The following is a 12,369-nucleotide window of genomic DNA, read 5'->3' as shown; positions in this document are numbered from 1 at the left end:
TAGGCAACCTGCTGTGCAAGGGAGACAGCACAATCATATCGGCCATGCCTGCGAGAATAACGTTGTTCCCAGCCATGGTCCGCTTATTTATCGTCGTGACGCCAATTGTCTCCGAGAGACCCGCGCCGCATTCTGCCTGCCGACTGTTAATCCCTGTCAGCTTGCGGGATTGCGCGCGGTGACGATCCATGTCGCGCCGTTGATCATCACCGACCGCTCACCGGGGCATCCCGACAAAGCGGCACGAACCGCAACCGAGGCGCGGTCGCGTATGTCGTCGGGCTGATCAGCGAGCACCCGCGACAACGGGCCGACCTCAAGTGTCATGTTCACTGCGTCATCGAGCGCCGCGTCCCGAGTTGCGCCCTCGCCAAACGAGACTGAAGCATCGAAAGGCTCGATAGCGATATCGGTGAACCCTGCCTTCGTCAGGATGCGCTCCACACGCTCCTGGTCGCCAAACGAGAACGGGCCGGGGGCTTCCGGACCAGGCGGCGTCATCGATGGGAGGATGCCCTTCATCGCGCCCATCGGCAAACGCATCCAATCGTTCTCAGTCACGCCGCGCCAGCAGACAAAAGCGGCCCGCCCGCCGGGCTTGAGCGCACGGCGCATATGGGCGAACGCCCTTGTCGGATCGTCGAAGAACATCACCCCGAAACGTGAGAACAGGATGTCGAACGCGCCGTTGGGCAACTCGGCCCTGCTGGCGTCGGTTACCCGGAACACGACCGACATATCCTGTGGCGCGAGGGCGCGGGCTCTCTCGATCAACGGTTCGGATATGTCCACGCCCAGCACATGGCCCTCCGCGCCGACGCGAGCGGCCAGATCTCGGCTGGACGCCCCCGCGCCGCAGCCGACGTCCAGTACGCGTTCGCCGGTAGTGGGCGCGGCGGCTTCGATCGCAGCGTGGCCGAATGGCGCCATCATGGCATCGAGCCGGGCCTGGTAGGCGGCCCAGCGCTCCCCGCTTTGGCCTCTCCAGTCGGCAATCTGCTCCGCATTTTGTTGTGCCATGTCCACATCCTTTCTTTTCCGATCCGTTCTTAACCAGGCTGTGCGCACACGCGGTCGTTGCCACCGTGCGCGGCCATGAACATGGCGACGGCCGACCGGCAATAGGATTCGATTTCGTTGTCGTCCTCTGCTCTCGCCTCATCGAAGCGTGCAATAATCAGGAGATCAGAGCCTTTGAAAAGCGCGGCAAACAGGCGGGCGGACTGGACAGGATCAGGCACATTCAGAAGCGCCTTCGCGTGCAACTGACGCAGCAGGGCCTCGATTTGGGCAATCATATGGGCGGGACCGGCTTCGTAATGAATCTTGCTCAACGACTTTTGACTTGTAACATCGGCCGTGACCATGGCTTCGACACTGCGAACGTCCGGGCGCAACAGCGTCCGAAGCAGGGACGATCCCACCGCCATGAGCTGATCTTCGGCCGAACCGTCGACGCCTTCAAAAAGGACCTGTGGTATTAACTGATGGCAGCGGGCCGCAAAGGCTGCGCCAAACAGCGCCTCTTTATTCTCGAAGTGACGATAGATGCTGAGTTTGGATATCTTCGCCCGCTGAGCGACCTTGTCCAATGTCGTCGCTTGAAAACCCAGCTCCGCAAAGAGTTCGCCTGCAGTGTCGACGATCGTTTGACCAAGTGCTTCGTTGACGGGCCGGCCGCGCCGGCTCCGACTATTTTCAGTCACCATAATTACAGTCCTTGACAGTATCGTTATTGTGGAATTAGGATACCATGGAGTTTCTGAAATAAGCAAGTCGAAGAATTAAGCGAAACACGAGGGCGCCATGCAACGACGAACACTGCTGAAGCTGGCCGCGCTTTCAACCATCGGCGTCCCTTGTACCAAGGCCACCGCCAGCCCCAGCCTGCTACCCTCCGTCCACAACAAGGAATCCATCACCATGAATGATGTCATCATCATCGGCGGCAGCTTTGCTGGCCTCGCCGCCGCTCTGCAGCTTGGCCGTGCTCGCCGAAAGGTCATCGTTCTCGATACCGGCCTGCAGCGCAACCGCTTCGCTGGCCGCTCGCACGGTATGCTGGGCCACGATGACAAGCCACCGTCCGCAATCCTGGCCGAGGCGCGGCAGCAACTCGCGCGCTACCCTGCCATCAGGATGGTCAATGCCCGCGCCGACAGCATCTCCGGTACCATCGACAATTTCTCCGTCCTTACTGGCGATGGTGAAACCCTAAGCGCGCGCCGCCTGATCCTGAGCTATGGCGTTGTTGACCAAATGCCTGATGTTTCGGGTTTTGCCGAGAACTGGGGCACATCCGTTATCCCATGCCCCTATTGCGACGGCTTCGAAGTTGCTGACCAGCACTGGGGCCTCGTCTGGTCTGGCCCGCAGTCGATGAATCAGGTCAGGCTGTTTCACGATTGGACCGACAGGTTGACTGTTTTCGGCAATGGTCACGACATCACCCCCGACATACGGGCCGATCTGGAAAGCCGAAAGGTACCTGTCGTTGATGGTCGGATCACCGAAATCGCACGTCACGGGAGCCACGGCGCCACTATCAAGCTCGATACCGGCCCTGATGTCGAAGTCGACATTCTGTTCGCGCATCCGCGCAACAAGCCATCCGCAAGCCTGCATGACGCACTGGGCCTCGCCACGGTCAACACGCCAACCGGCATCGCCCTCAAGACCGACGAGCGCCGCGAAACCAGCATGCCAGGCATTTACGCCGCCGGTGACCTTGCTAACCCCGGCATCCCCTCGGTCACCACGGCAACATGGCAAGGAGCGATGGCAGGTATCTTCGCCCAGCAGTCTATGCTGGTTTGAGAAGACAAGTTGAAGGATGAGCATAGCCGTTGAGCCGGACAGGGTGGAGTGTGACCTTGACAGCGCCCTTCGTCTGTCTGGGAACGCTGCTGTGAAGCGCAGCAGCGTTTTGTCTAGTTCCGGTCTATGGCATACTCTACGCTCAGGAATTCACGCAGGTCGATTGTGTGGGCGACGTTCGCCGAGCCGAACCGTCCCAGCGGGTCTCGATTTGCCAAAGTCGGCCGCAAGATCGTGTCTCAAGGGAAACGCAGAGCGTCGACCATCATTGCTGGTCGTTTCCAGGGGTGACCGAACCGCACGGTCCGGCGCCAGCGAGCCTGGGAAGAGACTTCTCATGTGGGTCGAGTTCGTCCGCGTCGAAATCGGGAAGCGGGACATTGAAGCCGGGCTCGATGTGCCATTGCCCCTCCATCGGGTGGTATACGCCGGGCAGCGGGAAATGCTCGTTGATCTCAACAAAATCGTCGACGTTCGCGGTAAGTATCGGCGTCCGGTGCACGATGGCGACGGCGGATATCATCAAATCGTGTCCGAGCCGGTTGCTTTTTTGTCCGCGCTGAACGGTCCACATGTGCCGCAAGGCAGGGACAGATGTCATTCCGGCGTAGACAGTTGCCACTTCGGCCGTCATTTCCGGAAACGGAAAGTCCATAGAGATAAGCTCATCGACCCAGTTGGTGATAAGAAGCGCTCTCTGTGGATCATCCTTCACCTTGAGATGGGCTCCGCGTAGCAGTTCTGCTATGACTGGATAGCAGAGTGCGAGACGACGTATGCCGACACGTAGGAGCCATGGACGCAGTCCGGGCGGAGGCTTCACGCGCCCCATTAGGCTGACGATGTCCGTATCCAGTAAAAGAATAGGGTCTGTCCGCACTTTAACATCTTTCTGTGGTCAGAAACTTTCTTCTTGAAAAATTCGAGGTGCGATCCAATTCGTATCGCTATACTGCGCAGGCTAGTATGATGTCGTCCGAGAGAGGCCCAGATGACGCGTGATTCCGATTGGCAGAGACACGAGGCCGAGGCCCGCATCCAGGAAGTTCTGGACGCAGCTAAAGCGCGCGGCACTCAGAGACTGATCGACACCGACGGCAGTTTTGACGTGACGTTCGTACCCGGAAAGAAAACACTGGAAGAGTTGTTCTCCCGCCCTGGTCCTATCCCCGACGATGACGATCCCAATCCCTGATCGAGATTTCTGCAGCTACGGTGAGAAACCGTAACCGGCGATGGCAAAACCAACAAGATATGACGTGTCGAATTTCGGTTACTTCCGACTACTGCACTGATTGATATAGCTTAATCATCGAGGCCATCAGGCCCGAAATCCACGAAAGTCTTTGTTTCTCACGGCATAAGGGCCTTGGTGGTTCCTGGCTTGTAAAACTCGCTCTCACCTTGGAGCCGAATTCTAGTTGACGTCGAGAATCGTGTTCACTAAATGTTCTTGCATGAGCAAGACGTTTACGCACACCTTCCGAATACGCTGACGGAGCCCGGGACCGTTCCCGGTGCCGCCCAGATTGCTATTCGTCGGAGGTGAGGTCATGAAGACCGAGTCCACTCATGTCGCGGGTGATGAAGCCTGCGTTTTTGCGAAATACCGCCCGTTCTTTCCGTCTGCGACGCTCAAGTGCGTCGGGCGCCCTCTCTATCGTTCGCGGGAGGCGCGTGATTATGCTTGCCTGCTGGATCTGGATCCGAAGGTGTCCGCCTGGCGCTGCATGCCGCAGCCGATCATCAATGATTCCGGGGCACGAAACCCACGACACCACTATGTTGATTTCGCTGTCGAGGCGGAGAACGAAGCCTTGCTCGTGGACATCCGGCAACGAGATGCCGGCACCGTCGGCTGGATCGCCAGCTTAGCCGAAAAACAGGGCTACCGCTATCTGGCGGTGTCCTTCGCCGAGTTCGTCGGCGTGCCCCGGATTCAGAATGCCAAGGATCTCATTCGCTACGCCGGATATGATGCACCGCTGGGCGACCGTATCCGAATTCTCGCGGCTTTGGAGGAAATGGGGACGTTAACGCTTGCGGAATGCCTGTCTGTCGTTCGCGAAAGCAAGCCGATGCCAACAATCGCAACGATGATCCTCAAGAACATCCTTGAAGTCGACCTCGATGAAGCTTTGCTGGGACCGGAAACGGTCGTCAGGCGCGTAGCGAAGTAAGGGGCCGAAGATGTCAAACAGATCTGCCGAGCGGGAACCCTCGCTCGAAGCGGCTACCTATGCCGTCGCTCTCAAGAATGCTTTGAGGTTGTGTGGGGTCTACCTAAGCGAAGGACAGATTGATCATGCAGTCGGTCTCGTACTGCCACCTGAGGCCGACATGGAAGCTTATCGGGAGGCGGCTAAACTGGTCCTGCGAGAGACGAGCGTTTTGACCCGTTACGCAGTTACGACAATCGAATTGGGCAGGAGGGGAGAGACATATCATGAGGACGCTGGGAAAGTCCTGGCGCAAAAATCGGCCGTTGTCGTCCTGATCGAGAAAGGAGCCAAGCTTTCGCCTGAGATTGCAATCACCTTGGACCGCACCGTTGACGTCGAACCCATCAAGCCGAACCACCTGATTTCGGCCGCAAAAAATGTATGGCAGATCGATATTGCAAGCGATGCGGCCAGCCGATTCTGCCAACATACTTCGAGCCTCTTGTTCCGCGCGTTGCGAAAAGGACGTCCGATCGAAGCTGTCTTGGAAAAGCTTGCTGATGCATCGAAGGCTCCTGCGACCTTGGCTTGGGAGCCTTTGGTGGAGGAGCTCGAAGGGTACGGCGAGGCGCGTGACTGGGCGGAGAATCTGATCGTTGATCTCGCTGACTGGAAGACTGGCAAGATTGGTTGGCGTGACGTGGACGCGGGGCTTCTTCTCAGCGGTCCTCCCGGTACCGGCAAGACGCTCTTCGCATCCGCGCTTGCTCGTTCCTGCGGGGCGACGTTTATCGGCACGTCGAGCGCTCAATGGCAGTCCAAGGGACATCTCGGTGACATGCTGGGCGCAATGCGGAAGAGTTTCCGCGACGCGGCCGACGCAGCTCCGTCGGTGCTGCTCATTGATGAGCTCGACAGCATCGGCGACAGGCGGACATTCAGAGGAGACAATGCAAATTACAGCCTTCAGGTGGTGAACGCCTTGCTTGAGCTGCTCGATGGATCCACAAACAGGGAGGGTGTGATCGTCATCGCCGCATCGAACTTCCCGAGCAATATCGATCCGGCATTGCGTCGACCTGGCCGTCTTGACCGTCACATCGCGATTGAGCCTCCCGATCAAGCGGCTCGCGAGCAAATGCTTGCGATGCATCTGGGCACTGCCAGCGCTTCGGAAGACCTCAACAAAGCTGCTTTGGCAACAAGGGGGTATTCCGGCGCAGACATTGCGCAGGTGGCGAAGGATGCTCGTCGCTTGGCCCGTCGCCAGGGTAGGGAAGTCCGAATGTCGGATGTGCTCGCAGTCGTGCCAGCAATTGCCCCGGTTGGCGACGATGAGCTTTGGTCAGCATCTGTACATGAAGCCGGACACGCGATCGTCGGCACCGTTCTATCCGTGGCGGAGATCGAGATGATTGTAGTGGCGAGGGCGGTCAGCCACCGAGATGCGAGAGTCGGGCACGTGCAATGGCGGCGAAGGTATCATCTAAATCGAAGCCGCCAGTCCTATTTGGACGAGGTTGCGGTGTTGCTAGGTGGAATGGCCGCTGAAGAAGTCATCCTCGGTGATGTCTTCGATGGCTCCGGCGGTATCGCCGGGTCCGATCTTCAGCGAGCGTCGGATATTGCTACGGTCATGCTCGCAAATCTTGGACTGGAGTCACTCCTGTACTGCGACGTCTCAAGTTCCAAGGATCTTGAAGAACTGCGGCGCGACGATCCTGTTCTGCGGCGCCGGGTCGAACGTTTGTTGGAGGCGGAGCTACAGCGAGCGACGAGGATCATCGAAGCCCGTAGGCCGGAGGCGGAAGAGATTGCACAAGCCGTTTTGAATCGCGGTGTAGTCTCGGGACGCGAGGTGCTGGATATTGTCTTCAGACCATCCCCCTGGGCGTAGCATGCGCGGTTCTGTTCGAACGTTTGCTCCTATGCTCGGGTACCGGAACAGACTGAGGACGGCCTGTGGTTGGGAATTGGCGATCTGAAGACTTTGGATCGCGAGCTGCTGTTGCGTTTGCAGAGCATTCATGCGCGCTGATGCGTCCTCCATGTCGGTGTCGATCATCGATGATGGCGATCAACGGACGGATCCAGCGGGAAGGGGAGGTCGTACACTTGGTCGCCCAGCAGCTATTCGACTTTTCTGCGGATCTCTCTGGTCTTGCTGACATGGATGTCGTGTTCAAGTCTCCTTCGGGACGCGGTGACGAGTTTGCTCACGGCTCGGCTGGTGGTGGTGATTCTCGAGATCGACCGAAACCGCTGCCTGAGGCGCGGGACATCTTTATCGCAGACCTGCATATCGACAGGTTGAAGGTGAAATCGAGGAATTTTAATTAGTTATGGAAGCAAGACTGCTGTCGGCCAGAGACGACACGGAAGCAACTTCAGGTTCGGCACAATCTGTCACGTCAGCGGACCTGCGGAGCACAAGGCGATCGTGCGCGACCTACAGGCTGCCAATACTAACCGTCTCGAAAATGAGTTCATTAAGGCAACGCGACTCAACCATGACAATGAGCCTGCATTCAGCGTTTACCGTCTGCTAGCGTCTGTTTGCAGTCGACACTTTCGTTTGCATCACAAGGCGGGTGTTTTCGGCGCGAAAATGCCGTTCCGAAAGCTATGAGGGTCATTCCGCCCGCACTTTGCTATCAATTCCCGGGATTCTCGGTGTCGCTTCGGTGAGAGGCTTGGTCTCGGACGAATCCTTTGAACGTGTTGGGAGGTTTCCACCGCCCTTTTTTGTCGCTTGAACGGGCGTTTCCTTGTGCAATTTGTCTTAAATCGATCCCTGTCGATACTGTCTTACTGTTACCGACTCTACCGTGACATCCACGCAAAATAACTGCATATATCTCGTAAGTTGCAGCGATGGAGAATCGCAGACGGGACCGGGGAAATGATACTAGAGACTCCACATGATATATAAGCAGACCCACCTCTGGATTGCGGCCTTTGAAAAGAGGCGCAAAGATTCGACAGTTCAAGAGCAAGCGAAGCTCGCCGAATGCTATGATGCGATGCGCGAACGCGCCAGCGCTTTGGTAGCAAAGATCTCAAAAGACCTCCCGCATCTTACAATTCACGATGTGACCCACCTCGACGCTCTATGGGAAATGGCCTCGATCGCGAGCAGTGACAGCGTGGATCTCAATCCGGCCGAGGCTTTCTTGTTTGGTGGAGCTGTGCTTCTGCATGATGCTGCAATGACGCTCGCCGCGTTTCCTGGCGGTATGACGGAGTTGCGGCAGCAAACCGAGTGGCAAGATCTCCACGCTCGCTATGCGTCAGTCTTACCTCCTAAAGATGAGGAGGCTGCCAGGGAAGCCGAAAACCGCGCTACCGCGGATGCTCTGCGACTTCTTCACGCGAAGCAAGCGGAAAGCTTGCCCTCAGCGTCTTGGATCGGACCGCAAAAACAGCCGATGTTCCTGATCGAGAATCAGCAAATTCGTAACTTCTACGGACCGAAGATCGGCAAGGTCGCATATAGTCATTGGTGGCCGATCGCGAGGCTCGAAGAGGAGCTGTCAGGAACCTTGGGAGCACTGCCAGGTGTCACGAGTTGCACAATCGATCTCTTGAAGGTTGCGTGTCTTCTGCGCGTGGCCGACGCCATGCACCTCGATCAGCGACGCGCACGGGCTTTCGACTTCGCACTTGTTCAGCCATCTGGCGTTTCTGCCGATCACTGGAAGTTCCAGGAGCGCATGGCCAAACCATTTGTTCAGGGCGACGCGTTGATCTACACTGCTCAGCCACCGTTCGAAGCGGACATTGCGGACGCGTGGTGGACAGCATTCGACGCGCTGCAGATGGTGGATCGTGAGCTACATGATGTTGATCGTCTGCTTCGCGATCGGCAAAAACCGCCACTCGCCGTTCGGCGGGTTGATGGTGTCCAAACACCCAGTGACCTCGCGCGCACGGTAGAAACCGTTGGCTGGACGCCAGTCGATAGCACTGTCCGAGTGACTGACGTTCCCAACATTGTCGCGACTCTTGGCGGTAGTAAGCTATACGGCAGTGAAATGGCAGCGCCGGTACGGGAACTGATCCAAAATGGCCTGGACGCGATAACGGCGCGGCGCAGGCTGCAAAGCCGACCCAGTAAATGGGGAGAGTTGATGATTAATCTTCGGAAGCGAGAAGATGGGTATTGGCTATCCTTCGAGGATAACGGGGTCGGGATGTCGCATACAGTTCTGACGGGACCATTGATCGACTTTGGAAACTCATTCTGGAAATCTTCGCTCGCAATCCAGGAGTTTCCGGGCTTGGTCTCGTCCGGCATGAAAGCTCGCGGCAAGTACGGTATTGGCTTCTTCTCCGTTTTCATGCTTGGCGATCACGTGCGGGTAGTCACAAGGCGCTATGACCGAGATGCGCGATCGGCCAGGGTTTTAGAATTCCGCCACGGCCTTGGCTCCCGTCCCAATATGCGCGACGCCGATCCGAAGGAGGTACCTTTGGATGGCGGGACGCGGGTCGAGGTCCGATTGAGAAATGACCCCAGGGAGCCTGAGGGACTGCTTTATAGAAAGATGTACTATCGCGAGAGTGCCCTAAAGCTGAGCGACATGGTCGCGTCAATTGCGCCGGCGTGCGACGTTACAATTAGCGTGTCTGAGGATGAGGAGACGATTGGAACCACGGCGGCGAACGATTGGCTCGAAGTCGACAGCAGCATCCTTCTACGGCGTATTACGGGCGAAAACGCCGCCGCAAAGCAGGAGTGGGAGAAGTTAGTGGAACTGCGGGACGAGGAGGGGAGGATATATGGTCGTGCCCGCATCGACCCATACCCTATCGCTTCGCGAGGTCTTTTGACGGTCGATGGTCTCGCTGCGAGCAAAGTCAGTTCGATCGCAGGCATCTTGATTGGGACTGAGATCACCGCATCGAGAAATTCTGCGATCCCGATTGTTCCGGCGCACGTTCTTGCGGCGTGGGCTTCGGAACAGGCCATTGCCTTTGGGACAGCCGCGATCCCGGACGAGGAGAAGGCTAGGGTCGCTGCAATCGTCGCCAGTTTCGGCGGGGATGTCGCAGAACTTCCCGTCGTAAGGTGGGAAGGTGAATGGATGAATTCGAAGCGCTTTTCCGAGGCAATGCAACTCGAGGAGGAAGTCACTCTTCATACTGACACGATCACTCACGAGGAAGATGATGTCGTCACGAAGCGCGAGTTCGAGGCATCTTTCGAAGTTTACGGCAAGGTTGCGCAAACGGTTGGAGGATCGTTGGCCTACGAATGGGTTTCCAAGGTCACCCAAGGGAAAGGCGCGACCCCAGCTCGGATCATCGAGAGACTTCTTGTGGCAGTCTGGGGAGAAGTCGAAGAAGACGATGATACTATGGTTGTAGGCGATGTAAACGGATCGGAGATATATCGAACCGTGACAGTCTACAAACGAGGAGAAGCCGAAGAGCTGCTATCCGGAGACGAGATGTGAAGTCCAATAGTGATTAAGCGTCGAACAGGTCGACGGCAACACGAACTTCGGCCGCCAAACAGGCGGACTTTCGTATTCGTATTCAGTTACTTTACTCGACCGGTACTGTGTAGTTCAGGCGCGAGACGTCCGTCGTCCGGGTAATTGTTCTGGCCGGTGATGTAGGAGCTGTCATCGGTCGCGAGGAAGACCGCGTCGCCAGCAACCCCCTCTGTGGTCCGAATCGGCGGATCGGGAAAAGCCGTGGCGCCAACGAAAAAGCATCCTGGCGCTTGAGGACGTCGCATTATTAGGGTCTGTAGCTACAAACTGAAAGTTGGGCGGCCGAAAACAGGCAACGAACTTTCAAGTCGTTTGGTCGCTGGTAGTCGAACTGGAAGTGCTTGAGGTGCACCGGCTTTTCTTTCCTAAACAGGAACGAGCAAGCATCATAGTACGTCACAGCACCGACCTTGATCTTCAAACCCGGCCAAACCTTCCGCAGACCGCTTCCGAAGGCATCGGCCTGATAGGACAGCCTGCATGGTTTACAAAAAAAGGTATGTCCTAAGAAGGCGCGCAGGTCGTAAGGAATTATGGATGAACCCTGTCAGAAAGGCGCGTCGTCGTCATCCCCATGGTAATATTCTTCATGGGGAACAGAGTGGAATGTCGCGCCCTGCACCCTATGCTCCGCAACACTTGCGTTCTTGAACCGCATGCGCGGAGTGAGGCTCGGAGAGCGGAAGCGGGGGAGGGACGACAGGAGACTATCGAACGGCTCACCGTATGATGTTGTCTTTGACTTGCTTTGAACAGGCATGGCTTCAATGGCGCAAGCGTCTCCAAGAATGACGATGTTCTTGCCCTCCGGGTGTTGTGCTGAACGGTAGATGATCGCCTCGATGCGGTGTTTGGCACCGCCAACGTTAAAGTCGTGATGGTTCAGCAGATATTCAGCAACGGCTTGAGTGGGGATATAGTCCAAGTGCTCATCGTTCCGGGATATCGGACGTGCAATCTCAACCATGAAGCGCTGCATGAAGCGCCATTGCGCTGTGCGTCTCAGATGATCCTTGGAGAAGAGATTAGGCTCCTTGAAGCCTCCCGAAAATCGGGTCGTGTCGAGAACCCACAAAGGTTCAATAATGTCGAATTGAGCCGATACAATCACGTCTCCGACAGTGGGACGCATCTCCGCGACGCAGGTCTCAAGGTCGAAGCCAGCATAGAGCGCTCCGATGCCGGAAGGATTCATCCGCCCGGGACGGCGAAGCCGCGAGGGCGGCGGCCCCATGTTCGCGGGCACATCTTCCCGGATCTTCATCCGAGCCTCCAGGTCACCAACATTCCGCACGCGGTAAACGGTTGCCTGTTCCGATCCGGGGGTGATGGCGTATACGGGATTGGCTCGCTGAAGGTCGCGCTGGAGGTGTATGCGATCGAAAATCTTGAAGAGGAGCTCTTTAGCTTTTGAATTGAAGAAGCGTTGCCCGTGCACGATGCTCTTGCAGAACTCGTCCCAAAGGTAACTGTGCCCGTTGAACGCGTCGTAGCTGCGTTGATAGGCGGCATCGCTGGAATAGAATGGATCTTCTCCGTCGGGTGGCCAGTAAGAGTCGTCTTCGATCAATTGGTCTGCGATTGCCGAAACGACGTCATCGAGATCGGCACCTGTCAGTTCATACAACACTCCCTGCAGATCTTCGCCCTCTTGCTCGTCATGGAACATGTTGTACCGGCCAGGGCCGTAGTTATTGCGGAAGACGTCATCGATGATCCGGGCGACGGCCTTGACTGGAATCCCCTTGAGATTCGGATGGAACGTGCACCGATCGTCCGGGAAACTAGGCCGGATCTCTATGAGGCGCTGCTGGAGTCCGTTGTTGGAGAAGCAATGGGGGCACAAAAGGGTCAATGGTGGACCTCGTTCAAGTTAAAGAAATGGATGA

General features: G+C 56.9%; 9 protein-coding genes and 3 pseudogenes. 6 read left to right on the top strand and 6 right to left on the bottom strand.

Translation table 11 applies throughout. The features are described 5' to 3' along the window. Window positions 1-156 precede the first annotated feature (156 nt). Window positions 157-1,020, bottom strand: a complete 864-nt coding sequence (locus tag GSF67_RS06920) for a class I SAM-dependent methyltransferase (protein ID WP_035216368.1) — start codon at window positions 1,018-1,020, stop codon at window positions 157-159. Between the two features lie 29 nt (window positions 1,021-1,049). Next, entirely contained in the window at window positions 1,050-1,709 is a 660-nt protein-coding gene (locus GSF67_RS06915; RefSeq protein ID WP_006315395.1) for a TetR/AcrR family transcriptional regulator, read from the bottom strand. Between the two features lie 214 nt (window positions 1,710-1,923). On the opposite strand from GSF67_RS06915, the gene GSF67_RS06910 reads away from it, so the two are divergent. Continuing rightward, window positions 1,924-2,817, top strand: a complete 894-nt coding sequence (locus GSF67_RS06910; RefSeq protein WP_035216396.1) for an NAD(P)/FAD-dependent oxidoreductase — start codon at window positions 1,924-1,926, stop codon at window positions 2,815-2,817. 265 nt (window positions 2,818-3,082) lie between these two features. Here GSF67_RS06910 and GSF67_RS06905 read toward each other — a convergent pair whose 3' ends face one another. After that, a complete protein-coding gene (locus tag GSF67_RS06905) occupies window positions 3,083-3,532 on the bottom strand; it encodes a type II toxin-antitoxin system VapC family toxin (RefSeq protein ID WP_244399892.1) in 450 nt (149 codons plus the stop codon). 276 nt (window positions 3,533-3,808) lie between these two features. Here GSF67_RS06905 and GSF67_RS06900 point away from each other — a divergent pair, with 276 nt between their 5' ends. The 3 genes from GSF67_RS06900 to GSF67_RS06890 all read left to right on the top strand — a co-directional run bounded on the left by GSF67_RS06900 (window position 3,809) and on the right by GSF67_RS06890 (window position 6,876). Then, a complete protein-coding gene (locus GSF67_RS06900) occupies window positions 3,809-4,012 on the top strand; it encodes a hypothetical protein (RefSeq protein WP_006315402.1) in 204 nt (67 codons plus the stop codon). Between the two features lie 358 nt (window positions 4,013-4,370). Further along, window positions 4,371-4,997, top strand: a complete 627-nt coding sequence (locus GSF67_RS06895) for a hypothetical protein (protein WP_006315403.1) — start codon at window positions 4,371-4,373, stop codon at window positions 4,995-4,997. Between the two features lie 10 nt (window positions 4,998-5,007). After that, a complete protein-coding gene (locus tag GSF67_RS06890; RefSeq protein WP_006315404.1) occupies window positions 5,008-6,876 on the top strand; it encodes an AAA family ATPase in 1,869 nt (622 codons plus the stop codon). Between the two features lie 42 nt (window positions 6,877-6,918). Here the strand turns inward: GSF67_RS06890 and GSF67_RS26005 are convergent. Continuing rightward, window positions 6,919-7,044, bottom strand: a pseudogene (locus GSF67_RS26005) (flagellin); the annotation flags it as partial. On the opposite strand from GSF67_RS26005, the pseudogene GSF67_RS06885 reads away from it, so the two are divergent. Both GSF67_RS06885 and GSF67_RS06880 read left to right on the top strand, forming a co-directional pair. Further along, window positions 7,041-7,319 (top strand): annotated as a pseudogene (locus GSF67_RS06885) (hypothetical protein); the annotation flags it as partial. The pseudogenes GSF67_RS26005 and GSF67_RS06885 sit on opposite strands and share 4 nt — an antisense overlap. Before the next feature lie 581 nt (window positions 7,320-7,900). Next, window positions 7,901-10,438, top strand: coding sequence for an ATP-binding protein (locus GSF67_RS06880; RefSeq protein WP_006315406.1), 2,538 nt, complete (start codon window positions 7,901-7,903; stop codon window positions 10,436-10,438). Window positions 10,439-10,529: 91 nt separating this feature from the next. Here the strand turns inward: GSF67_RS06880 and GSF67_RS26295 are convergent. Together GSF67_RS26295 and GSF67_RS06875 are read right to left on the bottom strand one after the other, a co-directional pair. Then, window positions 10,530-10,644 (bottom strand): annotated as a pseudogene (locus GSF67_RS26295) (dehydrogenase); the annotation flags it as partial. A gap of 383 nt (window positions 10,645-11,027) precedes the next feature. After that, window positions 11,028-12,335 (bottom strand): RES domain-containing protein, encoded by a 1,308-nt coding sequence (locus GSF67_RS06875; protein WP_006315411.1) that lies wholly within the window; start codon window positions 12,333-12,335, stop codon window positions 11,028-11,030. Window positions 12,336-12,369 lie beyond the last annotated feature (34 nt).

It is taken from the genome of Agrobacterium sp. CGMCC 11546 (assembly GCF_013365515.1).
Taxonomy (GTDB): domain Bacteria; phylum Pseudomonadota; class Alphaproteobacteria; order Rhizobiales; family Rhizobiaceae; genus Agrobacterium; species Agrobacterium fabrum.
Note: the sequence above shows the minus strand (reverse complement) of the source record. Positions and strands in the feature narration are given on the sequence as shown.